The 26,040-nt window shown below is 32.2% G+C and carries 27 protein-coding genes, 4 tRNA genes and 1 pseudogene; 14 read left to right on the forward strand and 18 right to left on the reverse strand.

What is annotated here, in order from left to right; genetic code table 11:
- Positions 1–9: 9 nt before the first annotated feature.
- A complete protein-coding gene (locus tag GR162_RS05275) occupies positions 10–525 on the forward strand; it encodes a DinB family protein (RefSeq protein ID WP_160781266.1) in 516 nt (171 codons plus the stop codon).
- 102 nt (positions 526–627) lie between these two features.
- On the opposite strand, the gene recQ is transcribed toward GR162_RS05275, so the two are convergent.
- The 5 genes from recQ to aroB form a co-directional block, all read right to left on the reverse strand.
- On the reverse strand, positions 628–2,934 hold the full coding sequence (gene recQ / locus GR162_RS05280) for a DNA helicase RecQ (RefSeq protein WP_160781267.1): 2,307 nt from the start codon (positions 2,932–2,934) through the stop codon (positions 628–630).
- 146 nt (positions 2,935–3,080) lie between these two features.
- Positions 3,081–3,482, reverse strand: a complete 402-nt coding sequence (locus tag GR162_RS05285; protein ID WP_160781268.1) for a DNA primase — start codon at positions 3,480–3,482, stop codon at positions 3,081–3,083.
- Between the two features lie 8 nt (positions 3,483–3,490).
- On the reverse strand, positions 3,491–4,459 hold the full coding sequence (locus tag GR162_RS05290) for a deoxyhypusine synthase family protein (protein WP_008468994.1): 969 nt from the start codon (positions 4,457–4,459) through the stop codon (positions 3,491–3,493).
- Positions 4,460–4,558: 99 nt separating this feature from the next.
- Entirely contained in the window at positions 4,559–5,962 is a 1,404-nt protein-coding gene (locus GR162_RS05295; protein WP_160781269.1) for an arginine decarboxylase, read from the reverse strand.
- A 304-nt stretch (positions 5,963–6,266) separates the two neighbouring features.
- Positions 6,267–7,334, reverse strand: a complete 1,068-nt coding sequence (gene aroB, locus GR162_RS05300) for a 3-dehydroquinate synthase (RefSeq protein WP_160781270.1) — start codon at positions 7,332–7,334, stop codon at positions 6,267–6,269.
- Positions 7,335–7,580: 246 nt separating this feature from the next.
- Here aroB and GR162_RS05305 point away from each other — a divergent pair, with 246 nt between their 5' ends.
- A complete protein-coding gene (locus GR162_RS05305) occupies positions 7,581–8,750 on the forward strand; it encodes a proline dehydrogenase family protein (RefSeq protein WP_160781271.1) in 1,170 nt (389 codons plus the stop codon).
- Between the two features lie 168 nt (positions 8,751–8,918).
- Here the strand turns inward: GR162_RS05305 and GR162_RS05310 are convergent, their stop codons facing one another.
- Entirely contained in the window at positions 8,919–10,703 is a 1,785-nt protein-coding gene (locus tag GR162_RS05310) for an ABC transporter ATP-binding protein (protein ID WP_160781272.1), read from the reverse strand.
- Positions 10,704–11,152: 449 nt separating this feature from the next.
- On the opposite strand from GR162_RS05310, the gene GR162_RS05315 reads away from it, so the two are divergent.
- From GR162_RS05315 to GR162_RS05340, 6 genes are all read left to right on the forward strand, one after another.
- A tRNA-Val gene (locus GR162_RS05315) sits at positions 11,153–11,227 on the forward strand.
- A 59-nt stretch (positions 11,228–11,286) separates the two neighbouring features.
- The gene (locus GR162_RS05320; protein WP_160781273.1) at positions 11,287–11,538 is read left to right on the forward strand and encodes a GIY-YIG nuclease family protein; all 252 of its coding nucleotides are present in this window, start codon (positions 11,287–11,289) and stop codon (positions 11,536–11,538) included.
- Positions 11,533–11,606 (forward strand) — tRNA-Lys (locus tag GR162_RS05325). Before GR162_RS05320 ends, GR162_RS05325 begins: the two co-directional genes overlap by 6 nt.
- A 58-nt stretch (positions 11,607–11,664) precedes the next feature.
- Entirely contained in the window at positions 11,665–11,916 is a 252-nt protein-coding gene (locus GR162_RS05330) for a GIY-YIG nuclease family protein (protein ID WP_160781274.1), read from the forward strand.
- Positions 11,917–12,286: 370 nt separating this feature from the next.
- A tRNA-Val gene (locus tag GR162_RS05335) sits at positions 12,287–12,361 on the forward strand.
- 69 nt (positions 12,362–12,430) lie between these two features.
- Positions 12,431–12,511: transfer RNA gene (locus GR162_RS05340), tRNA-Tyr, on the forward strand.
- A 339-nt stretch (positions 12,512–12,850) separates the two neighbouring features.
- Here the strand turns inward: GR162_RS05340 and GR162_RS05345 are convergent.
- Both GR162_RS05345 and GR162_RS05350 read right to left on the reverse strand, forming a co-directional pair.
- Positions 12,851–13,450, reverse strand: coding sequence for a hypothetical protein (locus GR162_RS05345; RefSeq protein WP_160781275.1), 600 nt, complete (start codon positions 13,448–13,450; stop codon positions 12,851–12,853).
- 60 nt (positions 13,451–13,510) lie between these two features.
- Entirely contained in the window at positions 13,511–13,999 is a 489-nt protein-coding gene (locus GR162_RS05350) for a hypothetical protein (RefSeq protein ID WP_160781276.1), read from the reverse strand.
- 211 nt (positions 14,000–14,210) lie between these two features.
- Here GR162_RS05350 and GR162_RS05355 point away from each other — a divergent pair, with 211 nt between their 5' ends.
- On the forward strand, positions 14,211–14,792 hold the full coding sequence (locus GR162_RS05355) for an HD domain-containing protein (RefSeq protein WP_160781277.1): 582 nt from the start codon (positions 14,211–14,213) through the stop codon (positions 14,790–14,792).
- Positions 14,793–14,876: 84 nt separating this feature from the next.
- On the opposite strand, the gene GR162_RS05360 is transcribed toward GR162_RS05355, so the two are convergent.
- Entirely contained in the window at positions 14,877–16,049 is a 1,173-nt protein-coding gene (locus GR162_RS05360; protein WP_160781278.1) for a hypothetical protein, read from the reverse strand.
- Between the two features lie 41 nt (positions 16,050–16,090).
- Positions 16,091–16,597, reverse strand: coding sequence for an endonuclease V (locus GR162_RS05365; protein ID WP_160781279.1), 507 nt, complete (start codon positions 16,595–16,597; stop codon positions 16,091–16,093).
- 186 nt (positions 16,598–16,783) lie between these two features.
- Here GR162_RS05365 and GR162_RS05370 point away from each other — a divergent pair, with 186 nt between their 5' ends.
- The 4 genes and pseudogenes from GR162_RS05370 (at position 16,784) to GR162_RS05385 (ending at position 19,640) form a co-directional block, all read left to right on the forward strand.
- Complete coding sequence (locus GR162_RS05370) at positions 16,784–17,626, forward strand: chromate resistance protein ChrB domain-containing protein (RefSeq protein ID WP_160781280.1); 843 nt, start codon at positions 16,784–16,786, stop codon at positions 17,624–17,626.
- A gap of 118 nt (positions 17,627–17,744) precedes the next feature.
- Positions 17,745–18,122 carry a VOC family protein gene (locus tag GR162_RS05375; protein ID WP_237421292.1) on the forward strand — a complete coding sequence of 126 codons (378 nt, stop codon included), beginning with the start codon at positions 17,745–17,747 and terminating at the stop codon, positions 18,120–18,122.
- Between the two features lie 130 nt (positions 18,123–18,252).
- The gene (locus tag GR162_RS05380) at positions 18,253–18,822 is read left to right on the forward strand and encodes a Crp/Fnr family transcriptional regulator (protein WP_160781281.1); all 570 of its coding nucleotides are present in this window, start codon (positions 18,253–18,255) and stop codon (positions 18,820–18,822) included.
- Between the two features lie 80 nt (positions 18,823–18,902).
- Positions 18,903–19,640: pseudogene (locus GR162_RS05385) on the forward strand (SDR family oxidoreductase).
- 71 nt (positions 19,641–19,711) lie between these two features.
- On the opposite strand, the gene GR162_RS05390 reads toward GR162_RS05385, so the two are convergent.
- Positions 19,712–20,113 (reverse strand): VOC family protein, encoded by a 402-nt coding sequence (locus GR162_RS05390; protein ID WP_160781282.1) that lies wholly within the window; start codon positions 20,111–20,113, stop codon positions 19,712–19,714.
- 118 nt (positions 20,114–20,231) lie between these two features.
- Here GR162_RS05390 and GR162_RS05395 point away from each other — a divergent pair, with 118 nt between their 5' ends.
- Positions 20,232–20,582 (forward strand): DUF2200 domain-containing protein, encoded by a 351-nt coding sequence (locus tag GR162_RS05395; RefSeq protein WP_160781283.1) that lies wholly within the window; start codon positions 20,232–20,234, stop codon positions 20,580–20,582.
- Between the two features lie 160 nt (positions 20,583–20,742).
- On the opposite strand, the gene GR162_RS05400 is transcribed toward GR162_RS05395, so the two are convergent.
- From GR162_RS05400 to GR162_RS05430, 7 genes are all read right to left on the reverse strand, one after another.
- The gene (locus GR162_RS05400; protein WP_160781284.1) at positions 20,743–21,300 is read right to left on the reverse strand and encodes a DUF4256 domain-containing protein; all 558 of its coding nucleotides are present in this window, start codon (positions 21,298–21,300) and stop codon (positions 20,743–20,745) included.
- Positions 21,301–21,312: 12 nt separating this feature from the next.
- Entirely contained in the window at positions 21,313–21,690 is a 378-nt protein-coding gene (locus GR162_RS05405; RefSeq protein ID WP_160781285.1) for a DoxX family protein, read from the reverse strand.
- A 3-nt stretch (positions 21,691–21,693) separates the two neighbouring features.
- A complete protein-coding gene (locus GR162_RS05410; protein WP_160781286.1) occupies positions 21,694–22,161 on the reverse strand; it encodes an SRPBCC domain-containing protein in 468 nt (155 codons plus the stop codon).
- A gap of 3 nt (positions 22,162–22,164) precedes the next feature.
- Entirely contained in the window at positions 22,165–22,482 is a 318-nt protein-coding gene (locus GR162_RS05415) for a helix-turn-helix transcriptional regulator (protein ID WP_008464153.1), read from the reverse strand.
- A 148-nt stretch (positions 22,483–22,630) separates the two neighbouring features.
- Positions 22,631–23,683 carry a linear amide C-N hydrolase gene (locus GR162_RS05420; RefSeq protein ID WP_160781287.1) on the reverse strand — a complete coding sequence of 351 codons (1,053 nt, stop codon included), beginning with the start codon at positions 23,681–23,683 and terminating at the stop codon, positions 22,631–22,633.
- A gap of 145 nt (positions 23,684–23,828) precedes the next feature.
- Positions 23,829–25,415: a ribosomal protection-like ABC-F family protein gene (abc-f, locus tag GR162_RS05425; protein ID WP_160781288.1), complete on the reverse strand. Its 1,587-nt coding sequence runs from the start codon at positions 25,413–25,415 to the stop codon at positions 23,829–23,831.
- Between the two features lie 205 nt (positions 25,416–25,620).
- Entirely contained in the window at positions 25,621–25,992 is a 372-nt protein-coding gene (locus tag GR162_RS05430; protein ID WP_236940363.1) for a hypothetical protein, read from the reverse strand.
- Between the last annotated feature and the right edge of the window lie 48 nt (positions 25,993–26,040).

The following is a 26,040-nucleotide window of genomic DNA, read 5'->3' on the forward strand; positions in this document are numbered from 1 at the left end:
AATATACAAATGAAAGCAGCAGAATTATTACACAATGAATATTCAGGTCATTTTGGTACTTATATCAAAGCGGCTGGAGATGGAATTTTGATTGAAGATTTAGAAATTTCGCTTCACGAGTTTATCCGATTTGTGCAAAATATTCCAATGGATAAATTTGATTATCGATATGCAGAAGGAAAATGGACGATAAAAGATATTATTCAGCATGTTATTGATACAGAACGAATTTTTGCTTATCGCGCTTTACGTTTTTCAAGAAATGATAAAACGCCTTTGCCAAGTTTTGAAGAAAATGATTATGCAGACAATACAGATTCAAATAGCAGAAGCATCCAAGATTTGCTTACTGAATTTTCAGCTGTAAGACATTCAACTTTATTGTTTTACAAAAGTTTATCTGAAGAACAGCTAAAGCGAATTGGAACTGCTTCAGGAAATCAGATTTCCGTTCGTGCTTTGGGTTTTGTCATGATTGGACATCAGAAACACCATCAGAAAGTTTTTGAAGAGAGATATTTGTGAAAAATGAATATTTTAAAATTTAAAATCCCAAATTCCACATCTTTGGAGTTTGGGATTTTTTATTGATTTTACATTTTGTAAACCCGACAGGTTTTAGCCAAATTATTTTAAATCAAGTTTTTTTAATCGTGAAGTAATTGCTCCATTATTTCTTCCTAATAAATCAGCAATTTCTTTAATACTTTTTCCTTCATTAAAAAGTTTCGTAAGTTTTAGATCTTCTTCTGCATCCCATTTTTTATAAGCTTCAGCATGAACTAAACGTATTTCGTCAACAGAATATGCTTTCTCTTTAAATTTATTATTCTTTTTTCTCTCCAAAAAAGCCAAACCAAATCGAATTTTATCATAAGACATTTTTTCTTCAAAATAATCGAAGTAAGGTCTTAATGCATTTGGATTATCTAATTCTGTTTGAGCTTTTTCTATTTGAAGAATTTCATCTTCAGAAACAAACTGACTTAGATCTAAATCATGGCCATCAACGTATAATTTTGCTAAATGCGAAATAATTGTTGTTGGATTCAAATCTCGCTGTTCTGCTATTTCTTCTACTGAAACTCCATTTTGAAATAATTCCAGCGTTTTTTTATAAGTATTGTCTTTTTTCTCTTTTTTGACAACAGACTTATTTCTTTCAAATTCAATAATGGCTTTGATGAAATCTGCACCATATTTTTCTAGTTTTGCTTTCCCAACACCTTCAACAGCAAGAAACTCTTCGTCGCTCATTGGTCGCAAGATTTCCATTTGGCGTAGGGACGCATCACTAAAAATCACATAAGCAGGAACTTCTTCTTCCTGCGCAATTTCATAACGTAATTTGCGAAGTGTCTCAAACAGAGAATTTTTAGACGCTTTTGGTTTTGCCTCTTTAGCTTCGCTTTTATCAATTGTTTTCTTAACAACTGTTGTCAGTTTTACTTTTTCGCCTTCAAATAAAACTTTCTTTGCAAAAGGAGTAAGTAGAATTTTATTATGCTGATGAAAGGCAATTTCGCAATAGCCTAAATTAATCAGTTGAATAAGATATTGATTCCAATCGTACCAAGAAACATCAGCGCCAATTCCGTACGTTTTTAGCTCTTGATAATTTTTTTCGTAGATATATGCGTTTCTCGAACCTCTTAAAAAATCGACAATTACAGCCAAAGGCTCAGATTCTTTTAAACGAACAATAGCAGACAAAGCTTTTTGTGCGAGAATCGTACCATCGAAAAAAATTGGCGGATTTTTGCAAATATCGCAGTTTCCGCAATTCTCAGTAACCAGTTCGCCAAAATAAGACAGCAGAATTTTTCTTCGGCAACTTACAGCATCAGCGTATTGTTTCATACGATCTAATTTTGCAAGCTGAATGTCAGAGTTCAATCCTTCCGATGCAAATTTCTGCAATTGAATCACATCTGCATAACTCTCAAACAAAACGGTTTCGGCAGGAAGACCGTCACGTCCGGCACGCCCAATTTCCTGATAATATCCTTCAATATTTTTTGGAAGATTGTAGTGAATTACCCAGCGAACATTCGATTTATCAATTCCCATTCCAAAAGCAATCGTTGCACAAACCACCTGGCAATCATCATTTATAAACTGATCCTGAGTTTTAGCACGAGTTTCATTATCCAAACCAGCATGATATGCTTTCGCTTCAATTCCATTTTTTCGTAATTTTTCAGCAAGCTCTTCTGTTGCTTTACGGCTCAAACAATAAATAATTCCCGATTCGTTAGGCTTGTTTTCAATAAAATCAATTATTTGTTTCACCCGATCCAAAGCTGGACGAACTTCAAGACTTAGATTTTTACGATCAAAAGAAGCTATGAATGTTTTCGGATTCTTAAGATTCAATTGTTTGGATATATCTGTTCGAGTCGCTTTATCAGCTGTAGCTGTCAATGCCAAGATTGGAGTAGAAGGGAAGCGACTTTTTAGGTATCCTAAATTAGTATAAGCCGGTCTGAAATCATGTCCCCAAGACGAGATACAGTGCGCTTCATCAATTGCTATTAGACTAATATTCAATTCGCTAAAAGCCATATCTAAATAAGAAAGACTTTCTGGTGCGACATAAACTAACTTAAAGTTATTTGATTTTAAGTTGTCGATATAATATTGCTGTTCTTGCGATGATTGTGTACTATTAATATAACAAGCAGAAATTCCGTTTGTTTTCAAACTATCAACCTGATCCTTCATTAAAGCAATTAGTGGCGATATCACAATAGTGATTCCTGGTAAAATTAAAGCAGGAAGCTGAAAACAAATTGATTTTCCTCCGCCTGTTGGCATAATTGCCAATGCATCTTGTCCAGATAATACGGTATTAATTATAGTTTCCTGATTGGGTCTGAATTTTTCGAAACCAAAGTTTTCTTTTAATGTAGCGTGTAAAATTTCTGAAGTCATAGGCATGTATTTTTTTTTGTTTAAGATTTAAATGTAAAAATAATCCTATAAAAACAAAAATATAAGTTTAGTAATTTGTAATTGTCTTGTTATAAAAAAAGGAACTCCAAACAGAGTTCCTTTTTTTTTATTAGAAAGAAAATGAATTAATCTTCATCATCTTCGTCTTCTTCATCATAGTCAGTATCAGCTTTGTCGTCATCATCATCATCATCATCAGTATCTGGTTTGTCGAGATTATCATCGTCATCATCATCGTCACTAATATCATCATCAAGATCTATACCTTTAACTGGTGCAATTGCATCTACATCAACATCTAAATCGTCATCTTCATCGTAGTTTTCAATTCTGTCAGCAAGTTTAGTGCTGATTTTCACTAAGTAAATAGTGTCTTCAGTACGAACTTCAACAGCTTCAACCAATTCGTTTTTAGCATTTCTAAAACGGATTACATCCGAATCATCATAACCATCAGGAAACTTTTCAACCAAAAGGTTTAAAATTTCGTTGGTAAGTTTGGCGTAGTCTACTATAACTCTTTTCATAAATTATCTTATAAATCTAATAAGTATGCAAAAATTAACGGAGCAACAATTGTAGCATCCGATTCAATAATAAATTTGGGGGTTTTGATATCTAATTTACCCCAAGTGATTTTTTCATTTGGAACTGCCCCAGAGTAAGAACCATAACTAGTTGTTGAATCTGAGATTTGACAGAAATAGCTCCAAAATGGCACATCATGCATTTCCATATCTTGGTATAGCATTGGTACTACACAGATAGGGAAATCACCCGCGATACCACCACCGATTTGGAAGAATCCAATTCCGTTTGAACTGTTTTTTGAATACCAATCCGCAAGGAAAGTCATGTATTCAATACCAGATTTCATAGTAGACGCTTTTAAATCTCCTTTAATTACGTATGAAGCAAAGATATTCCCCATTGTACTATCTTCCCATCCTGGAACGATGATCGGTAAATTTTTCTCTGCAGCTGCATACATCCAGCTATCTTTTAGATCAATTTCGTAATATTCTTCTAAAACGCCAGACAACAACATTTTATACATAAATTCATGTGGGAAGTAGCGCTCACCTTTATCGTCTGCCTCTTTCCAAATTTTGTAAATGTGTTTTTGTAAACGACGGAAAGCTTCATGCTCAGGAATACAAGTGTCTGTAACACGGTTTAATCCTCTTTCTAATAAAGCCCATTCGTCTTCTGGTGTCAAATCACGGTAATTAGGAACTCTCTCGTAGTGAGAATGAGCCACTAAATTCATGATGTCTTCTTCTAAGTTTGCTCCAGTACATGAAATAATATGTACTTTGTCTTGTCTGATTACTTCGGCAAAAATTTTACCAATTTCTGCTGTACTCATTGCGCCAGCCATACTTACCAGCATCTTTGCACCATCAGCTAATTGCTGTTCGTATGCTTTTGCAGCATCTACTAAGGAAGCAGAGTTAAAATGCAAATAATGTTTTTCAATAAACTGACTGATTGGTCCTTTCATTTTTTTGTTTTTTTTTTGAATTAAAAAGTTTAACCTTTTTGGATTTTAATGCAAATTAAGAATTTTTTAAGAAAAATTATAACTTAATCTGCCGTTTTTTTACGCCTTTTTTTTGTAGCCTAAAATCTTTAAAACATCATCTGAAGTCTGTTGTTCTGAGAACACTTCGGTTGCCAGAATTCCATTTTCATCACGATCAATTAAGATATGTTTTGGCTGCGGAATCAAACAGTGGTGCAAACCGCCGTATCCTCCAATTGTTTCTTGATAAGCGCCAGTATTAAAGAAACCAATGTACAAAGGTTTCTCTTTGTTATATTTAGGCAAATAAATGGCGTTCATGTTTTGTTCAGAATTGTAATAGTCGTCACTATCACAAGTAAGACCTCCTAGCAGAACCCGCTCGTAAGTATCATTCCAGCGGTTAATAGCCAGCATGATAAAACGTTTATTTATAGCCCAAGTATCTGGTAAAGTGGTAATGAAAGATGAGTCGATCATATTCCATTTTTCTCTATCATTTTGTTGTTTTTGATACAAAATCTGATAGATTGCACCACCGCTTTCACCAACAGTAAACGATCCAAATTCCGTAAAAATATTTGGAACATCAACTTCGGCTTCATCACAAGCAATTTTAATCTGATTGATAATTTCATCAATCATATATTGATAATCATACTCAAAAGCAAGTGAGTTTTTGATAGGGAAACCACCGCCAATGTTTAGTCCGTCTAGAGTAGGACATTCTTTTTTAAGCGCAATGTATACTTTGATACATTTTACAAGCTCATTCCAATAGTATGAAGTATCGTTAATTCCGGTATTGATAAAGAAGTGAAGCATTTTCAGCTCTAATTTATCATTCTCCTGAATTTGTTTTTTGTAGAAAGAAACTATGTTTTTGTAACCAATACCTAATCTTGAAGTATAAAACTCAAATTTAGGTTCTTCCTCAGCAGCAATACGGATTCCGATTTTGAATTTTCCTTTAATTTCTGCCTGAAGCAAATCTAACTCTTCGTAATTATCAATAATCGGAATAGTATTTTTATGTCCGTTATTGATTAATCTACCGATGTTAGTAATGTATTCATCTCTTTTAAAACCATTACAAATTACATACGTACTTTTGTTGATTTTTCCATTTTCTAATAAATTCTCAACAATATTAACATCAAAAGCAGATGAAGTCTCGATGTGAATGTTATTCTTGAAAGCTTCATTCATAATATATTCAAAATGAGAGCTTTTTGTGCAATAGCAATAGTAATATTTAGCGTCGTATTTATTCTTTTCCATTGATTTTCTGAACCAAGCTTTAGCCTTGTTGATGTTTTCAGAAATCTGAGGAAGGTAAGTAAACTTTAATGGCGTACCATATTGTTCAACCAATTTCATCAAATCGATATTGTGAAATAAAAGGTTGTCTTTGTTTAGTTTAAATTCCTCTTGCGGAAAGTAGTATGTTTGGTTTATTAGATCAGAATATTTTGTATTCATTTATTTGTCAATGTTTAGAGATTGTAATTATAATTTAATTTTAGGTTTTTGGGGACTTAATCTTAAATTCAAACTCTAATATTGGCAAATATAATAGGCAGTTTTTCATGCTCTGCTTTTGTACATTGGAAAACATCAAAACAGAAAGGACTTTTACTATTATAGAAACGGTCCAGCATCCTTAATAAAGAACTGTTGAGTCTGTTTCTGTAAGAGCTGAAGTGCCTTTGCTGATTGTTTGTTTTCATGGCGCAAATGTAAAAAATAATATATACCAAATGCAATGCTTTTGATTAAAAAAAGTTTAAGATTTATAATCCTCAAACGCTTCTAGAATCAATTTATTTTCAACGGATTGGTTAATTTTTATTTTTCCGATTCCTTCAATTAATGCAAATTGAATTAAACCGTATTCATTTTTTTTGTCATGAATTAACAATTCTAAGATAGGATCAATGTCATTTTCCTCAAAAATCACATCATCATAAATATCTTTTATTACAGCTTTGATTTCACGGTATTCTTCTGCAGAAATTAATCCTTTTTGAAACGAAATATAGCTTTCTAAGATCATTCCAACCGCAATTGCCTCTCCATGCAGCAAAGTTGTTTTATCCTCGCTTTCCAAGAAATACCCTTCGATTGCATGCCCTAAAGTATGCCCAAAATTCAAGGCCTTACGAATGTTTTTCTCCGTTGGATCCTGAATAACTATTTCATTTTTAATCTCGACAGAACGATAAATCAGTTGATCTAATTCATCAAAAACAATTGATTTCAAATCTGAAAACTGTCTCCAGTACGGAGCATCAAATATTAAACCGTGTTTTAGCATTTCTGCCAAACCAGAACGCATTTCGCTTTGCGGTAAAGTTTCTAAATATTGTGTATCAATCAAAACCATCTGTGGTACATTGATAACTCCAATTTGATTCTTGAGATTTCCTAAGTCAACTCCTGTTTTTCCTCCAACAGAAGCATCAACCATAGATAATAGAGTAGTAGGAATATTGATAAAATCTACGCCTCTTTTGAACGTAGAAGCAACAAAACCTCCTAAATCGGTCACAACTCCGCCACCTAAATTAATAATAAGTGATTTTCTATCTGCTCCAAGCTCTGTCAAAATATTCCAGATCTCAATACAAGTTTCTATATTTTTATTTGCCTCTCCAGCTTCAAACTCGATTATTTCAATCGCCAAATCGGTTTCTAAAAGCGGTATAAATTTAGATAAACAATACTCATTGGTCTGATCATCAACAATTATAAATATGTTAGAATATTTACTTTCTCTTAAGTGTTTATTTAAAGCTACGTAAGCATTCTCATTAAAATGTACGAAATAATTATTGGCTTGAATAGATTGCATAATTCTTTAGTTAATTGAAAGCGCAAAATAAGGCATTTTAAACGTAATAATATTCAAACTTTCTGGCTATTTTGTTTAAAATACGGGTTTGCATCTTTAAAATTAAGATAAAATTTTACAACAAATAAATATTTACTTCATAAATTAATATTTGCGGTGTCCTCGTTAACAATATTAAAAAATATGGTATCGTTTAGTGAAAAATATTCAAAACACTCTCTATATTTGCATAAAAAATAAATTTTAATGGAAAAGATATTCGATAATACACAGGTTGCATTTTCACTAAAGAGTGACACTGAACTTGATAGAGCTTATTTTCTTTTCAAAATGATTGACAGCGAACCTTTAGTAAGAATAGGTACTGCTGTAACTAATTTTGCAATTAAAGCTCATTTACCAGTAGAAGGATTAATTAGAGCAACTGTTTTTGACCATTTTTGTGGTGGTGTAAACGAAAATGACTGTCTTACTGTGGTAGACAAAATGTTTACAAAAGGAGTTTCTTCTGTTTTGGATTATTCGGTTGAAGGAAAAGAAGAAGAGGAGCAGTTTGATGCCGCATTGGAAATGACTTTAAGAACAGTAGATTTTGCTAAAGAACGTTTAGCAATTCCATTTGCTGTTTTCAAACCAACAGGTTTAGGACGTTTTGAATTGTATGAAAAATTGGGCGAGAAAAAAACTTTAACTCCAGCAGAGCAGGCTGAATGGGATAGAGTAGTAGCTCGTTTTGACAAAATATGCAGTGAAGCGCACAAAAAAGATGTTGCATTATTGATTGATGGTGAAGAAAGCTGGATGCAGGACGCTGCCGATGATTTGGTAACTGATATGATGCGTAAATACAATAAAGAAAAAGCAATTGTATTTAACACTTTGCAGATGTACCGCTGGGATCGTTTAGATTATTTGAAAAAACTTCATGAAGTTGCTAAAGCTGAAGGTTTCTATATCGGAATGAAATTGGTTCGTGGCGCTTATATGGAAAAAGAAAACAAAAGAGCCGAAGAAAAAGGTTATGTTTCTCCAATTTGCGTATCTAAAGAAGCTACAGACGTAAACTACGATAGTGCTGTACAATATATGTTAGAGCATATTAATAAAATGGCCGTTTTTGCAGGAACTCATAACGAATTAAGCTCATACAAGTTAATGGAAATGATGGCTCAGAAAGGAATCGCTAAAAATGATCCTAGAATCTGGTTCGGACAATTATACGGTATGAGTGACAATATCAGCTACAACTTGGCTGAAAACGGTTATAATGTTGCTAAATATTTGCCATTCGGACCTGTAAAAGATGTTATGCCATACTTGATTCGTCGTGCTGAAGAAAATACTTCTGTAGCAGGTCAAACAAGCCGCGAATTATCTATGATTAAAGCTGAACGCAAGAGAAGAAAAGGGAAATAAATTAAATTGTAAATTCCAATTTTTTAAATTCCAAATTCCAAAATTTTTATAAATCCGACTGGCTTTCAAAACGGTCGGATTTACTTTAAATAATAAAAAAACTCCGTTTGCAATACAAACGGAGTTTTTTTTATTGGAATTTGGAATTTAAAAAATTGGATTTTCTATTTAAGAGTTACTAAACTGTAAATTGCTTAAATTCTTATAAATTCCGTTTTCTAAGTTTATTAATTCTTGGTGTGTTCCTTCTTCAGAGATTTTTCCGTTATCTAAAACTAAGATTTTATCAGCATTTCTGATTGTTGAAAGCCTGTGAGCAATAATAATGCTTGTTCTTCCTTCCATTAATACTTCCAAAGCTTCTTGAACCAGTTTTTCGCTTTCGCTGTCTAAAGACGATGTAGCTTCGTCTAAAATCAAAATACTTGGATTTTTAAGCAACGCTCTCGCAATAGCAATACGCTGGCGCTGTCCTCCAGAAAGTTTAACGCCGCGTTCTCCAACTAAAGTTTCAAATTTCTCAGGAAAACTATCCACAAAATTGAAAGCATTCGCTTGTTTTGCAACCTGAATAATTTCTTCATCAGTTGCATCCGGCTTTCCGTACGCAATATTTTCCCTAATGGTTCCTCCAAATAAAATTACATCTTGAGGCACAATACTCATATTCCCACGAAGGTTTTCCAAGTCGTAATCGTAGATATTTTTTCCGTCAACCGTAATTTCACCAGAAGTAATATCGTAGAAACGAAGCAAAAGAGAAGAAATAGTCGATTTTCCAGCACCACTAGGCCCAACAATCGCTATTTTCTGTCCAAACTCTGCCGAGAAGTTCACATCTTTCAGGACTTGTATTTCTTGACGTGTAGGATAGCTAAATGCCACATTTTTGAATGTAACATTTCCTTTAATTTTCTCCTGATTTTTATTTAAATTTGAATTGATTTTCTCAGGACTTTCGTCTAATAACTCAAAAACACGTTCTGTTGCGCCAATTGCCTTTTGGATCTGCGCATATAATTCGGCAATTCCACCAAAAGAAGCACCAACAAAAGTTGAATATAGCACGAAAGAGATCAATTGTCCAACGCTCATTTCGCCAGCAATGCTCAAACGAACTCCGTACCAAACTACAGCTACGATTGCGCCAAATAGACAGAAAATGATAAAAGAAGCAAAATATCCGCGGTATTTACCGCCTTTAATGGCCAACTTCACTACTTCGCTAATTTTTCCTTTGTAACGTGCAATTTCGTACCATTCGTTGGCAAAAGCCTTCACGATACTAATTCCTTGCATCGTTTCTTCAACAATTACCTGGCTTTCGGCAACCTGATCCTGAACTTTTTTTGAATACTTTCTAATAAATCTTCCAAAAACAACTGCTGCAATAGCAACTAACGGAACTACAGAAAGCATTAGTAAAGTTAATTTGAAACTTTCTGTTGCTAAAAGAATAATTCCCCCTATGATTAAAATAAACTGACGTAAGAACTCTGCAATTGTTGTCGTTAAAGTGTCTTGAATTTGCGTAATGTCAGCACTGATTCTACTATTCAATTCGCCAACTCTTTTTTGAGAGAAAAAAGTCATCGGCAATTTAACCAAATTGGTGTATAAAGCTAAACGCAGGTTTGCCAATGTATTTTCTGTAAAGTTTACAAACAATGAAAGTCTGAAAAATGAAAAGAAAGATTGCAGAAACAGAATAACAATTAAACCTAATGCAATTTGATTGGCTTCGTCGTTGTTTTTGTTTTTAACGCAATCAACAAGCATTCCCATTAATTTAGGGAAGGCTAGGGCAGTAGCACCTGTTAAAAGTAGAAAAATCAAACCAATGAAAAATTTCCATTTGTGATGTCCTGCGTATGTAAAAATTGTTTTTGCTTTGTTAAGTGAAGTAGCCGTTATTTTTGATTTAGGCAAATCATTTTCTTTAAATCGTGCCATTAGAATTTACTATTTTAGGTATACAAATGTATAACTAAGTCTAATCACTACAAAGGAATATTAAGAATTAGAGTTCTCAATTTGACTTTTTAACGAAATTATAAGAAAACCTAAAAAGGTTATTCATTTTAAGTAGCTTATAAAAAAGTCAAGAAAAAAAAATTTTTCTAAAAATGGTTCTCAAAACAAAATCCAGCTTTATATCTGCAATTGCAATCAGAAACGATAACATCCTAATAAAATGGGGCGATTAGCTCAGCTGGTTCAGAGCATTCCGATTTTTAATCGGAAGCGGTCGAAGGTTCTAACTTCCCGATTGCACTTACAGAAGTTTGATAAACAATGAAGTAAAAAATATTTTGCTTTTTTTTCTAAAAAAGGCTTGTAAAAACAAAATCTAGCTTTATATTTGCACTCGCAATCAGAAAAGATAGCAACCTAGTAAAATAGGGCGATTAGCTCAGCTGGTTCAGAGCACCTCGTTTACACCGAGGGGGTCGGGGGTTCGAACCCCTCATCGCCCACATAATTCCAAAAACTCCAAAGTCATTTGATTTTGGAGTTTTTTGCTTTATATGTTTTTATGGATTTTACTGTTTATATATTATTTAGCGAAAGCAAGAATAGATACTATATTGGATTAACTTCCAATTTGGAAGAAAGACTGATTCGTCATAATCAGAAGAGCAAAGGTTTTACAGGAAATACAAATGATTGGAAAGTTGTTTATACTGAAAATTATGAAACGAAAGAAGATGCTCATAAAAGAGAGCTTCAAATTAAATCTTGGAAAAGCAGAATTAAAATCGAAGCATTAATTAAACAAAAGGATTAACTCAGCTGGTTCAGAGCATTCCGATTTTTAATCGGAAGCGGTCGGGGGTTCGAACCCCTCATCGCCCACAGAATTCCAAAAACTCCAAAGTCATTTGATTTTGGAGTTTTTGTTTTATATATTTTTATGGATTTTACTGTTTATATATTATTTAGCGAAAGCAAGAATAGATACTATATTGGATTTACTTCCAATTTAGAAGAAAGACTGATTCGTCATAATCAGAAGAGCAAAGGTTTTACAGGAAACACAAATGATTGGAAAGTTGTTTATACCGAAAATTATGAAACAAAAGAAGACGCTCATAAAAGAGAATTGCAAATTAAATCTAGGAAAAGCAGAATTAAAATCGAAGCATTAATTAAACAAAAGTATTGACTCAGCCGGTTCAGAGCATTCCAATTTTTAATCGGAAGTGTACCGGGTATCCGATTTGCAGAAGTTTGATAAACAATGCAATAAAAAACATTTCACCTTATTCCCAGAAACGCTTGCAGGTACAAAATCTAACTCTATTTGCATGGTCAATCACAAATAATAGCTGCTTAATAAAATAGCCGATTGGCTCAGCTGGTTCAGAGCATTCCGATTTTTAATCGGAAGTGGACGGGGTATCACATTTGCAGAAGTTTGATAAACAATGTTATAAAAAATATTTTGCTTTTTTTTCGCAGAAACACTTGCAAATATAAAATCTAGCTGTATATTTGCACTCGCAATCACAAAATGATAGCAACCTAGTAAAATAGGGCGATTAGCTCAGCTGGTTCAGAGCACCTCGTTTACACCGAGGGGGTCGGGGGTTCGAACCCCTCATCGCCCACAAAAGACTCCTTAAGTAATTAAGGATTTTTTTTTGAATTTCATGAATGTAATAATTTACAATCATTTTGGGGAGATACTCAAGCGGCCAACGAGGGCAGACTGTAAATCTGCTGTGAAAACTTCGCAGGTTCGAATCCTGCTCTCCCCACAAAAAATAACAAAGCCTGTAAATCGAGAGATATACAGGCTTTTTTGCTAAAATGGTTTGTAAAAATTTATTAAGAGTTTATAAAAGTTAGCCTAAAAACCTAATTTGCTCTTCTTATTGTCTATAGTTTTACTCCCTTTTTACTAGAATAATCTATCCCTGATTTTTAAACACAGGTCGTAGTGCTGTATTTAATATAAATCCTTTAGATAAAATGGATTGAAGCTTTAGAAGAAATTAAACGTTTAAATACTGAGCTTTTAAAAGCTAAAGATGAACATATTAAAGCTTTAGAAAAACTAGTTGAAGAGAAATAAAAAAGAGTTTAAAAGGCTCTGTTTATTTCAAATGGAGCTTATCTAGAATGCCTTCCTTTTTTATCTCAGCCAAAAAAAAATCCATTCTTTTTGTTTTATCGACAGAAGCATAATCAGTTTCTTTTTCGATTGTTTTAAAGCAGTTATTTTCTTTACACTTAAATCTAACCCATTTCGATTTAAATGGCTTGCATTTCTCAATTTTATAGAAATATTTAGGCTGCGTATTAGTAGTATCGGTTTCACTTTCCCAATTATATTCTTTTTTAACAGCAGTTGAATTATAATCTAATTCAATTGTATCTTTCTTTATTTTATATTTCCCACTATAAAACATATCAACTTCTAAGCAATAATCAACAGAGATGAAATTTTCACTATCTACGAAAACATAATGACTGGCACAACAATCAAATTCTGCAAATGATTCGCATTTTTCTAAATTAAATTCAGGAGCTAAGAGATAAAGTTTATTTAATAAAGAAAAGCTATTAGACTTTTTATTAATTAGCTCTTTAGTTTCTTTTCTCGAGCTTTGTTCTTTCTGGGATTGATTACAACTTATTGATAAGAAAAACAGGAAAAAGAATAGTAAGAGAGTTAATGTCTTTTTTATAATCATATGGTGATTTATATTTATTATAATTTGAAAGGAGTTAGTTATAGATTCATTTTTAATTTTTTACTTAGGATTGATGTCTTTAAAATCAAATACATTAGACAAATATTCTTTCTTTTTGTCTTCTAAAATCAATAAACCATTAAAATAGGTTATATCAAATCGTTTACTCTCTAAAAATAAATGTTTAAGCCTGTAATTGTATTCTAACTCTTTTTGGGTTACACTAGCTATACCTAAAGCTTCTCTTTCTTCAATTTTAAACCATTCATCGATATCAATCGACTTATAGTTGCTAGGAATCAGTCCAATATCATTGTTTTTCCTCTTAAATAAATTTATGCAAAAATGATAAACTGTTTCTTCCGATACTAAAAGTGTTTCTTCATCGTAACCTAAATTATAGCTGATTTTAAAAGCTGAATCATTTTCAACCCAGATTCTAATTCTGTTTATTTCATTAACAAAGATTATTGAGCTGGAGAGAGTATCAAACTTGTATTTGAAATTGTCAGATAAAACCTTTAAATTTTCAATAATTGTTTCTGTCATTATATAAAGATTGAATTCTTATCCACATCTGTTAAGAAATAATTGTCAGTTTGTTTTTTTATATAGAAACTGTGTCAAACAACTCCTAATTTAGAAATGCTAATATAAGTGAAATCCTTTTATCTTCATTTTAATAAACTTTCAATTTGGCTATTGTAAATCTTCATCAAAAGCTATATATTAGGATCAATCAAAAAATCATTATAACGATATGAAACATCAAAAAGACTGGTCAATAGACGAAATTCAAAATACTTGGCAATTGGTTTCTAAACTTCACGATGGACAAAAATATGGAGGAAGCAATGAAGGTGAAAGGATAGAATACATTAATCATATTGGAAGTGTTGTTTTTGAAGTTTTAAATGCCAGCCGATTTACAGAAAATATGAATGCTGATTTGGCTGTAAAATGTGCAATGCTGCATGATAGTATAGAAGATACGGCATTTAATTATGAAAAAGTTAATGATTTGTTTGGAAGCGAAGTAGCATCTGGAGTTTTAGCATTAACCAAAAATGATAAAATTGGCGATTCTCTCGAAAAAATGCTAGACAGTTTAAATAGAATTAAACAGCAGCCAATAGAGATTTGGGCTGTTAAAATGGCGGATAGAATATGTAATTTGTACGAACCTCCATATTATTGGGACGACGAGAAAAAGCTAAAATATATCGAAGAAGCCAAAATGATACACAATGAACTTAAGGATGGAAATGTCTATTTAGCAGAAAGATTAAAGAATAAAACTCAAAACTATTACCGTTTTCTTAGCACTGTTAACCAATTATAAGAGTAAAACTCCTAAACCATTAGGTTCGCGAGTTTTTTTTGTAGAAAATAAATTTCACCAAGGTTTAAATAAAACTCCGAATTCTTAGTAAGATAAATTAATAACTTCATCTTCGTATTGATAAATTAAGACATTATTGCCAGCATAAAAGGCAGATCTAAAATCTCTTTTTAGGGTTTCTTTTAACTTTTCAAATTCTAAATTGTAGATTATTATATCAGAATTTCTTACGATGCAAACCAATCTATCAGTAATATAAAAAGTATGTAATGCGCCAAATTCCCAATAAGCAAATTTAGTTTTAATTACTCTTAATGGTCTTTTATTTTCTAAAACAGAATATTCACAAATAGAAAAACTATCATTTTGAAATTTATCTCTCATATAAAGTAACACTACAAATCGGTCTCCTTTTGAGTTAAAACTTAAATTATGAAAAGCACCATTAAAATCAAGATCATCCATGTCATAAATCAAATCAATATTCTTTGACTGATTAAACTTAAAAATTTTAACGCCTTGAACTCCATAATTGGCATGATGAGTTATAAAAGCAAATTGATTCGTAATATTCGTTTTCGTTACCGATTCAATATATTCGTAACCAGACCATTCTTTTTCAGGATATAGTCGATCATCACTTAATAAAGCTTCAAAAGAAGTTTCGTCTTTTATCCAAAATGCTTTAATTGGCTTATAAGTATAGTCTTCATCTGAAATTGAAATAAACTCATCCTCTTTATGATAAATCAAGAATATTTGATTTCTAGCTCTCAAAAAATGTTTTTTGAAAATATTTAATCCATCAGAATTAAAGTGATAATAATAGATATTATCAATATCAATAAGGGATAAAATTATAAAATCTTCCCCATTTTCTGAAAATGTATTAATTATGGCACTGCTAGTTACTTCAGGAAAATGCAGAAGTTTCAAATTAATATCTTTTAAAAGATTAAATTGTCCATCATAAATTACTAAGTGGTATGAATAGTCCTTTGATAGTAACTGATATATATATCTATTATTTTTATTAAAATGAATTGCAATAATTAAATTACTATCATCTTGATAATTAGAGAACAAACATTCCTGATATTCAAGGTTATTTCTAAAATTTGTTTCATTTTTATCTTCTAAAAAGTTGTAACTTCTAAGGACGGTACGATTTTTACTAGGGTTTTCATTATTGCTTATTGCATAAACTACAATAAGCATAATGCCCAAAAGTATAATTAAAGCGGAAAATATAATCATTTCAATAAAATTATAAAAGTGTTTTTTCTAGTTCAATTTAATTAAACATTTTCCTTTGTCAATCTATCCAATTCTTTTAGCAAAGTCGGCATTCTAAATTCTCCATGCATGCCTTCGACTTTTTTATAAGCTTCATTCAAATCAATTCCGATAGAAGTAATGTATAACGGTTTCTTGCTATCGCCTCTAAACAATGCTTTTTTATTTTTTTCTATAGAAGCAAAATTGGTTTTGGCGACGCCGATAATCGGAATTTCTTTATTTAATTTTTCATATAAATAACCACCCAAACCATATTTCTGTTCGTCATCTAAATACACAAAACCATCAACAACGATTGCTTCAACTTTAGACAAATCTATTTGGTTTAATAAACTCAAAATGCATGGCAATTCTCTTTTGTAAAATTCTCCAGGAATATATTCTGCCACATTGTCGATTGTTTCAAAATGAATTTTAAAATTTTTGTCCTCATTCCACTCTGAAAATTCAAGACAAACTGTTTTTGCTTTTTGGTCAAAGTAATACGTGTCAAAAGCTAGGATCATATGTTATTTTTCTAAAATATTAAAGTCTAAAAATATAAAAACGATTGTGAAAGACGGCTTATTTACCGAAACAATTTCTATTTTTAATAAGATTGGTAAACTTTAAAATTCAAGCTTTTGAAAAACTCACAAATAAATGTAGTTTAGCTAAAATTTTAAGAATGTTTCTTTAAACACTATTTCAAAATGAAATGGATTACTAGGGAAAGACCAAAAATAGATAGAATCGCCTGTCCGTGGCTGATTCGAAGATTTGTTGATTCTGAAGCTGAATTTATTTATGTTCCATTTGCTAATGTTCTAAGAAAGGCGGAAGAGCTTGATGCTATTCCGTTTGACATTCCGAATGTTGAGTTTACGCATTATAACGAAGAATGTACTTTTGATTATATTGTTAAGAAATACGAAATTAAAGATCCAGCGATTAAAATTATTGCAGGAATTGTACGCGGAGCTGATACTGACAGGCATGAAATTGCTAAAGAGTCAGCTGGACTGTGGGCTATTTCGGCTGGACTGGCTCATAATATCAAAGACGACTATGAGCTATTAGAAAACGGAATGATTCTATATGATGCTTTATACAGTTGGGCAACACATTTATATCAGCAAAACCACTTGCAGAACAGTCCGTTCGAAAAACTGCTGCATGAGGTTTATGATAAGTTTCTTAAAGACAAAAAATCAGCTGGCAAAACGCCTTCATGGGTAAAAGAATTAAAAAATATTATTCAAGATCAAATTGATGCTCAATTTACTTTTGATTTGAAGAAAATTTCGAGTGAATTAGATTTAAATCCATCGTATTTATCGCGAGAATTTTCGAAACATTTCGAAGATTTGAATTTTGGCGAATATGTTAGAAAACTTCGTATTGAAAAAGCGATTCATCTGATTGAGAATTCTTCTCATAACTTGACAGAAATCGCATATATGACAGGTTTTTCAGATCAAAGCCATTTTAATAGAATTTTCAAACTTCATACAGGAAAAAATCCTTCAGCTTATAGAAAAAAATCAAAAAAATAACTCTGTTGTTATAACTCCAGTATTGAATAAAACTCAACGGCAGTTATTATGTTTTGACTGATTATCACTACCTTAGTTGCAATCAATTAAAACTACAGTTTATGAAAACTAAAATGATATGGCCAACTTGGTTTCAAACGATTTGCAGAAGACAATTCAGTTTTATACCGATTTAGGATTCAAACAAAACGGACAAAACACAGAAGAAATTGTAAGTTTTTCTATTGCAGAGAATAATTTTATAATCAACTTTTTTACCATCGATAGATTTAAGACCGCTTTAAAAGGCAATTTAGCAAATGCTAAAAATGAGAACGAAATCATCTTCTCGCTTTCTGCAGAAAGCAGGGAAGAAGTAGACCTTTGGTATAACAAAGTCAAAAAAGCAGGCGGAACTATTTTTTCTGAACCCGAAAATTACCAATTAGGCTATACTTTTGGTTTTACCGATCCAGACGGACATAAGTTTAATTTTCTGTACTGGCCTGGAATGTAAATTTTAAAAAAGAATATACTCTCAAGCATTTTCCAAACCATAAATTTCCAATCTGAATGTTATCAAGAAGTTTAGTATTTTTTTGCCATATGGCAAATTTTCAATGAAAACTTATGTCTAACTTTCGTGCATGAAAGAATTAGTAAATTACATATTGCAGTTTGGCAATTTAAATCAGCAACAAATTGATTTAATTTTAACTAAAGCCAAAGAAAAAGAAATCAAAAAAGAAGAATATTTTTCTGAAGCCGGAAAAATCGCTTCTGAAGTTGGTTTTATTATAGATGGAATAATGCGCGTTTGTTACTACAACAACAAAGGCGAAGAGATCACAAAATATTTTATAGACGAAAATAATCTTGTAGTAGATTTAGAAAGTTTTGATAATAATATTTGTTCGTCTGCTTATGTTCAAGCAGTTACAGATTGCAAGATTATTGTGTTTTCTAAAGCCAATTGGCAAGAATTACTAGATACAATTGTCGGTTGGGATACAATTGTGCATAAAATTATTTCAAAAGTGTTAATGCAGAAAGTCGCTAGAAGAAGTCCGCTGGTTTCAGAAGACGCCACAACTCGTTATTTGTCTTTTATGGAAATGTTTCCAAATGTAATTAATCGAATTCCGCTTTCGTATTTGGCTTCATATCTTGGCATCACACAATCTTCTTTGAGCAGAATCAGAAAAAATATCCGTTGAAATCGCTTTTTGCCATATGGCAAATGTTTTTCTTTTTCATTGACGGAACTTTGCTTCAGATAATTTTTAAAAGATAAAAAATGAAAATAGCATTAATTACAGGCGCAAATAGAAGTATTGGTTTAGAAACAGCTAAACAGCTTTCTGAAAAAGGATTATTTGTTTACCTAGGAACAAGAAATCTTGCTAAAGGAGAAGAAGTAATAAAAGAGTTAATTGCGAAAGGATTTCAAAACATTCAAGCTATCCAAATAGATGTTACGGACGCACAAAGCATTTTAGACGCAAAAAAGATAGTTGAGAAAGAAAAGGGCAAATTGGATATTCTAATAAATAATGCCTGAATTTTAGGAGATATTCCGCAAGACCCTTCGACAACTTCTATAGAAAATATTCAATGCGTTTTTGATACCAATTTCTTTGGAGTGATAAACGTAACGCAAACTTTTCTTGAGTTGCTGAAAAAATCTGATAGTCCAAGAATCAGCAACATTACATCTGGACTCGGATCTCTTACTTTACATAGTGATCCAACTTGGAAATATTATGCAATAAAAGCAATTTCTTATGTTTCTTCTAAAACAGCTTTAAACGCATTTACTGTTACTTTAGCTTATGAACTGAAAGATCTTGCTTTCAAAGTAAATTCAATTGACCCAGGTTACACAGCAACAGATTTTAATCATCATAATGGCCCAGGAAGTGTTGAAAGCGCTGCAAGTTTTATCATAAAACATACATTAGTTGATGAAAATGGACCAACTGGAAAGTTCTTCAGTAATGATATTGAAGACGAAAGTGAAGAAAGTCCTTGGTAAAAAAAAAGAAAACCTTCCAAAATCAAAGATTTTGAAAGGTTTTTAGCATTTAAAAGAATGAAAATATAGCATTATGCGGGTTCCCAAAGTTCAATTTTATTCCCTTCCGTGTCCATAATGTGTACAAACTTGCCATATTTGTAGGTTTCGATATCGTCGAGAACTGTAACTCCGTTTGCTTTCAGTTTTTCTACAAGACCTTCAATATTCTGAACGCGATAATTAACCATAAATTCCTTTTTCGATGGAGAAAAATATTCGTCATCTTTCTTAAAGGGGCACCATTGCGTAGATTCTATCTGTTCTGGATTTTCTAGATTTCTAGATTCAAAACTTGCAGAACCCCATTCGTTGATTTCTAATCCTAAATTTTTGGCATACCATTCTTTAGCTTCTTTCGGATTATCCATAAAAAAGAAAACACCGCCAAGTCCTGTCACTTTTGGAGTTGTGTCATTTGAATTGTTTTCCATAGGAGAGTTTTAAGGTTATTTTTTTGAGAATCTAAGATATTAAATATTGCTTGTATTTTATTCTATTTGCTTTTGAATTATATTTACATAAACGTATTTCGACTTAAATCTAACTAAAATGAAAACGGAAAGAATCTACAAAATCTTATTTTCTAGCGTATATCCTTTATACATTCAAAAAGTGGAAAAAAAGGGAAGAACTAAAGAAGAATTAGATATGGTAATAAAATGGCTTACAGGATATACTGATAACCAAATTAAAGAACAGATTGAAAAGAAAGTGGACTTTCAAACATTCTTTGCTGAAGCTCCAGAAATCAATCCGAATGCTTCTAAAATTACAGGCGTAATCTGTGGTTACCGTGTAGAAGAGATTGAAGATCCGCTAATTCAAAAAATGCGATATTTAGATAAACTAATTGATGAAATCGCCAAAGGAAAAAAGATGGAAAAGATTTTAAGAGAATAAAAAAGAGGCTTTTAAATAGCCTCTTTTTTATGATATTTTAAACATAGCCCGTGGTTTCAACCACGGGGACGCTAAGCATATAACATTATGTATATCAAAATACGTTTCCCGTGGTTGAAACCACGGGCTATGTTTAAAACTGGAACTTTATAAAATTGTTTTAAACTCTCAGCAAACCGCGAAAACCTCTCGCAGCATAATACGATTCTGCTCCATTATGATAAACAAAAACGGTATTATATCTAAAATCTGAGAAAATTGCACCACCCAGTTTTCTAATTTCTGGCGGAGTTAAAATCCAGCTTGAAGTTTTGGCATCAAATTTTCCTAATTTTTGCAGCTCTTTATATTGCTCTTCGTTTAAGATTTCAATTCCCATTTGTTCCGCCATATTTATAGCGCTGTCAGCTGGTTTATGCTCTTTTCTTTTTTCCAGCGCTTCATGATCATAACAGATACTTCTTCGTCCTTTTGGACTTTCAGCAGAACAATCTACAAAAAGATATTCATCTGTTTTAGCATCATATCCAATTACGTCTGGTTCGCCTTCAGTTCTTTCCATTTCGTCAAGAGACCATAATTTTGATGGATTAGCTTTTAGTTTGGTTTCAATTTTTGACCAATCTAAATTTTCGTGACGGTTTTTATTCTTTTCAAAACGTTTTTCGAGTATACTCAATAATTCGTCTTGCTCGTTTACGGTAAGTTGCTTTTTCATTTTCTTAAGTTTTTAATTAGAACTGCATCTTCTAGTTTCCGGTCTGAAATACCAAGAAGTTACAGTTAAAACAATTAATAATGTTGGTCCAAAAAGTGCTGACGCTTCATCTTTTACAGCCAAATGCGAAACCACAGCTCCAGACATTGCAAAAAAGAAACCTGCATAAGCCCATTCTTTTAATAAACCGAATTTCGGAATCAGGATTGCAATTACTCCGAAAAGCTTCCAAACGCCCAAAAGAGTTAAAAAATAAAGCGGATATCCTAAATGCTGTATCATTTCTGCTTCTTCTTTGAGAGGAATAAGCTGTACAATTCCTGTTGATGTCATTCCTAAAGCCAACCATAAAGTGGCAACCCAATAGATAATTTTATTTCTTTTGCTCATGATTTATTTTAGTTTAGTTACAATTTCTTCCAATCGATTGTGTGCCATATTTAATCCTTGTGCAAATGGCAATTTTAACTGCGTTGTTCTGTGCTCAATAGATTTATAAATGATCTGCATGGTCAGTTTACTGATATCATCTGTTAGTTTTTCAAACTCTAAAAATTCTAATTGAGGCGCAAAATTGGGGTTATCCATTTCAAAAGTGCGTACTATTTTTTCATTTGGAACAAAATCATGAAAAACCCCATTTGCTTTAAAAACTACATTACCGTTAGGATCGCTGGTTTCATACTCCCATCCGCCATATTTTTTGCTTTCCAGTTTCAAAACTTTTGTACCCATCCATTGTGCTACAATTTCAGACTCGGTATGAGCTTTAAATAATAATTCAACTGGCAGATCAAATTCTCTTGTAATCACAAGATCTAATCTGTCATCTTCGGCGTGAATTTTTGTTTTCTTTTCCATGGTTTATTTTTTATAGTTTTTCATAATTGATTCTAACTTATTAAAACGATCGTCCCACATTTTTCTGAATGGTTCGATGAACTTGTCAATTTCTTTCATTTTTTCTGGGTTTAAATGATAATAAATTTCTCTTCCGTTTTGTGTTTGGTGTAATAGTTCACATTCGTTCAAAATCTGAATATGCTTTGAAATAGTCTGTCTTGACGAATTAAAATTCTCGGCAATTGCCCCAGGCGTCATAGCTTGAATGGCAACTAAACTTAAAATAGCTCTTCGCGTAGGATCGGCTATGGCTTGAAAAACATCTCTTCTAATTTCCATTATGCAGTTATTTGACTGCAAATATAACGAAGTCATTTGACTGCGCAATATTTTTTTTCATTTTTTTTCATTTTTTTTCAAAAAAGAAACCTTCAAACTTTTCAATTTGAAGGTTTTATGATATTTAGTTTATTTAAAAAAGTGCTTTTTAATCTAATCCGGCAAATTGAAAAGGCTTTGTTTCCTTAAAATTTAGAAGTGAATCGCCAGAATAATTCTCATTATTGGCCAAACTTAATTTCTTGATTTTGCCTTTTTCGCTAAAATCAATTTTACTGAATTCAACCCAAATTACATTTGGATTCAAAACATTATCAAAATAATAAACCAGATTTTTTTGGTCGGCAACTGTTCTCCAGCGGGTAGAGGAGATGTTAGGTTCTGTTTCTGAGGAAATTCCTAAAGGAACAGAACAGTTTCTAATCACGCCAAAAACACTAGATAAAGCTGTTCTGATATTATCTGTTTTCGGAATTGCATCAATATAATAAGAAGCTCTTACAAAGCGATCTGCGGCACGATTGGTTCCTGGTAGCATAATTGTACCCGGAATTCCTTTCCAATACGCATTGATGGCTAATTGCTGCTCAAAAATAGGCGAATTGGTCATCGCTACATATTTTCTATCATGATGAATGACTAATTTACCGTTTATATATTCGAAAATGGCATTATCGCCGCTAGCGTCAGAAATAGACAAATGCACCGTCGCGAAAATATTCGTTCCCGGAATATGCGAAGAAGTTATTACAAAATCATTCTTTTCTAATGCAGAAACCGTTTCTGCAACAGTAGAAAAATTATCTAAAACATATTGAAGCCATAAAGAGACAGCCAAGCCTTTTACTTTTCCATTTTTTTCAAAAGCTGGATATTGCGATTCTACCAACCACAAAAGATTGCCTACAAGTCCTTTTTCGTTCATACCATCAGAAGAAGCAATGTCCCAAGAACTAGTAATAACGCTTCCGTATTTAGATTTCCATTTAATCGAACTGGTTCCAACTTCACCAGATCTTTCAATTCCACGCGGGAAAATCCATAAATTGGCGGGAATTTCACCTTTCCAATCCATAGAGCGGGCTGTAATAATTGTTCCGTTTAGGCCTTCGTAAACGATTCTTGTGCAAGGAAGGACAGTTTCAGTAATTAATAAAGTAAAAGCAAGCAGGGCAGGAAAAATTCTGTTTTTGGATTTCATAAAATTTTAGATTTTAATTAAACGTGAACTTGATTTTATCAGTTTTTACTGCAATTTACGGAATTTTTATTTTAATTATTTGAAAATAAAACCAATACTAAAAGAAAAGCGCCAAGATAATTCTCAGCGCTGATAGTTATTTATTTTAAAGCGAAATACTTTTCTCTATATTGATTTGCTCCAAAAAAGATTGATCATGCGAAATCACAATCAAAGTTCCTTTGTATTCATTGATTGCAGCGGTTAATATTTCAATGTTTTGAATATCGAGATTATTTGTTGGCTCGTCCAGAATGATAATCTCAGGCGATTCGTTGCTAATAGTTAAACAGCACAACATTAAACGCATTCGTTCGCCTCCGCTTAGTGCATTGCAAGGTTTGTCCCAGTCATTTCTAGAAAACAGAAAGCGATTCAGTCTCATTTTTATTTCATGCTCCTCTAAACCGTAGTCATTAAAAACCTGAGCCTGTTCATAAATTGTAAGATTCTGATTCAATAATGAATAATCCTGATCTATATAAATTGCTTTTTTGGTTAATGAAGTTGCTTGTCCTTGCGTTGGATTTAATTCTCCTAGAATAATTTTGATCAAGGTTGTTTTTCCAGAAGCATTCAAGCCTTTTATAGCAAGTCGTTCTCCAGAAAGAATTTCAAAATCGAGATTTTCTTTCCAAAGAAGTTTATCTCCATAAGCATAATTAATATCTGAAGCCTCAAAAAGAGTTTTTCCTTTAAGAAAAGAATTGTTTTCAAATCCAAATTTCATCTGATCTATAGCGGGAAGAGACGATCGTAACTGTCTTAAATCCTCAGAAATACCGCTAATTTTTTCAGCGTGAACATCTTTGAGTTTAGAACTGCTGTTTTCCGCTTTATTTCGAAGCGTATTCATCATAATTCTGGCAACACCAGACTTTTCCTGTTTCTTTTTGCCTCTAGAATCCAATTTATTTTGGCGTTCAATAGTTTCTCTTTCTTTTTCTTTGGCTTTTTTCAATGCCTTTTCTTTGCTCTGAACATCTTGTTCTAAAGCATTGTTTTCAATTTTCTTTTGTTCACTATAAAAATCATAATTACCGCCATAGACCGAAATTTCATTTTTTGTCATTTCTAAAGTCTTATTCAAAAGATTGAGCAGTTTTCTGTCGTGACTAACCACTAAAAGTTTACTAGAAGTAGATTTTATAAAATCATACAATAATGTTCTGCCAGCAAAATCTAAATGATTGCTAGGCTCGTCCAATAAAACTAAATCAGGTTCATGAATCATAATTCCGGCCAAGAAAACTTTTGTTTTCTGACCACCACTTAAAGTTCCCATTTTTTGCTCCAAATCCAAATCATGAAGTTGCCAATAGGACAAAGCTTCATTACACCGTTCCTCGATTGTCCAATCGTCATTTAGAAGCTGAAGATTTTCTTCGGTTACAGTGCCTTCAAGTATTTCTTTAAGTGAAGTTATTTTTTCCTTTATTTGCAAGGCTTCTGAAATAGTAAAACCATTAAATTGTCCGAATAATTGCGGAACAAAATAAGGTTTTGAATTATGAATAATCTGCCCTGAAAAAGGCTGTAATTCACCTGCAATAATTTTTAATAAAGTAGATTTTCCAACACCATTATTCCCGACCAAAGCGGTTTTCTCGTGATGATTTAGCGTAAAACTAATGTTTTGAAACAGCATGTCTTTATTCTCATGCTGATATGAGATATTTTGAAGAATAAGCATAATTCCTTTCTTTTATAGATAAATAATCTAGCAGCCACAAAAGAGTGGTTGCCTATTAAATTTTCCTGAAAGAAATTATTTTTCACATAGAGCCTGCTTATTTTAAAGAGATGCAAAGATATTTATTTTAGTCTTAAAAATCAAAAAACCATTCACTACAATTGTAAAGAATGGTTTTTTGAGTAGAATTACCAGTAATTCTTGTTTAAATTTTATCAAATGTTAGTTTGGCTTCTTTGGTGTCTAAAATTAACTTATCGTCTGTGATAGTGCTTTCACATACATAAGGTGTTCCAACTTCGTCTTTAATAACTAGTTTTTTGCCTTTTTGAGTTAAAGCATAAGTTCCGTCTGTGATTTCACGAAGCAGATATCCTGTTACATGCCCGTCTTCTGTAAAAGTAAGCATACCATTGGTTAAAATCGCATTTTTTGTAGAATCAGAAACAGCTTCTTTTGGTTCTACGGCAGTAACTTTCCATGAATTCACAAGCTTGTCTCTTTTACGATGGCATGAAACAATTAATACTACGATAGCAATGGCAATTACGAGGGTAAATAATTTAGAGTTTTTCATGATTTTGTGATTAAAAGTTAAACAGGAAAAAGTTACAAAAAAAAATGA

The sequence above is a fragment of the Flavobacterium sp. HBTb2-11-1 genome (assembly GCF_009826975.1).
GTDB lineage: Bacteria > Bacteroidota > Bacteroidia > Flavobacteriales > Flavobacteriaceae > Flavobacterium.

Bases quoted from the DNA above. Each gene is read 5' to 3' on its own strand.
- GR162_RS05370 (WP_160781280.1), top strand. From the start codon at position 16,784: ATGAAATGGATTACTAGGGAAAGACCAAAAATAGATAGAATCGCCTGT.
- GR162_RS05375 (WP_237421292.1), top strand. From the start codon at position 17,745: ATGGCCAACTTGGTTTCAAACGATTTGCAGAAGACAATTCAGTTTTAT.
- GR162_RS05420 (WP_160781287.1), bottom strand. From the start codon at position 23,683: ATGAAATCCAAAAACAGAATTTTTCCTGCCCTGCTTGCTTTTACTTTA.
- GR162_RS05295 (WP_160781269.1), bottom strand. From the start codon at position 5,962: ATGAATACAAAATATTCTGATCTAATAAACCAAACATACTACTTTCCG.
- GR162_RS05345 (WP_160781275.1), bottom strand. From the start codon at position 13,450: ATGATTATAAAAAAGACATTAACTCTCTTACTATTCTTTTTCCTGTTT.
- GR162_RS05275 (WP_160781266.1), top strand. From the start codon at position 10: ATGAAAGCAGCAGAATTATTACACAATGAATATTCAGGTCATTTTGGT.
- abc-f (WP_160781288.1), bottom strand. From the start codon at position 25,415: ATGCTTATTCTTCAAAATATCTCATATCAGCATGAGAATAAAGACATG.
- GR162_RS05400 (WP_160781284.1), bottom strand. From the start codon at position 21,300: ATGAAAAAGCAACTTACCGTAAACGAGCAAGACGAATTATTGAGTATA.
- GR162_RS05430 (WP_236940363.1), bottom strand. From the start codon at position 25,992: ATGAAAAACTCTAAATTATTTACCCTCGTAATTGCCATTGCTATCGTA.
- recQ (WP_160781267.1), bottom strand. From the start codon at position 2,934: ATGACTTCAGAAATTTTACACGCTACATTAAAAGAAAACTTTGGTTTC.
- GR162_RS05415 (WP_008464153.1), bottom strand. From the start codon at position 22,482: ATGGAAATTAGAAGAGATGTTTTTCAAGCCATAGCCGATCCTACGCGA.
- GR162_RS05285 (WP_160781268.1), bottom strand. From the start codon at position 3,482: ATGAAAAGAGTTATAGTAGACTACGCCAAACTTACCAACGAAATTTTA.
- GR162_RS05380 (WP_160781281.1), top strand. From the start codon at position 18,253: ATGAAAGAATTAGTAAATTACATATTGCAGTTTGGCAATTTAAATCAG.
- GR162_RS05330 (WP_160781274.1), top strand. From the start codon at position 11,665: ATGGATTTTACTGTTTATATATTATTTAGCGAAAGCAAGAATAGATAC.
- GR162_RS05410 (WP_160781286.1), bottom strand. From the start codon at position 22,161: ATGGAAAAGAAAACAAAAATTCACGCCGAAGATGACAGATTAGATCTT.
- GR162_RS05395 (WP_160781283.1), top strand. From the start codon at position 20,232: ATGAAAACGGAAAGAATCTACAAAATCTTATTTTCTAGCGTATATCCT.
- GR162_RS05310 (WP_160781272.1), bottom strand. From the start codon at position 10,703: ATGGCACGATTTAAAGAAAATGATTTGCCTAAATCAAAAATAACGGCT.
- GR162_RS05360 (WP_160781278.1), bottom strand. From the start codon at position 16,049: ATGATTATATTTTCCGCTTTAATTATACTTTTGGGCATTATGCTTATT.
- GR162_RS05405 (WP_160781285.1), bottom strand. From the start codon at position 21,690: ATGAGCAAAAGAAATAAAATTATCTATTGGGTTGCCACTTTATGGTTG.
- GR162_RS05320 (WP_160781273.1), top strand. From the start codon at position 11,287: ATGGATTTTACTGTTTATATATTATTTAGCGAAAGCAAGAATAGATAC.
- GR162_RS05350 (WP_160781276.1), bottom strand. From the start codon at position 13,999: ATGACAGAAACAATTATTGAAAATTTAAAGGTTTTATCTGACAATTTC.
- GR162_RS05290 (WP_008468994.1), bottom strand. From the start codon at position 4,459: ATGAAAGGACCAATCAGTCAGTTTATTGAAAAACATTATTTGCATTTT.
- aroB (WP_160781270.1), bottom strand. From the start codon at position 7,334: ATGCAATCTATTCAAGCCAATAATTATTTCGTACATTTTAATGAGAAT.
- GR162_RS05365 (WP_160781279.1), bottom strand. From the start codon at position 16,597: ATGATCCTAGCTTTTGACACGTATTACTTTGACCAAAAAGCAAAAACA.
- GR162_RS05390 (WP_160781282.1), bottom strand. From the start codon at position 20,113: ATGGAAAACAATTCAAATGACACAACTCCAAAAGTGACAGGACTTGGC.
- GR162_RS05305 (WP_160781271.1), top strand. From the start codon at position 7,581: ATGGAAAAGATATTCGATAATACACAGGTTGCATTTTCACTAAAGAGT.
- GR162_RS05355 (WP_160781277.1), top strand. From the start codon at position 14,211: ATGAAACATCAAAAAGACTGGTCAATAGACGAAATTCAAAATACTTGG.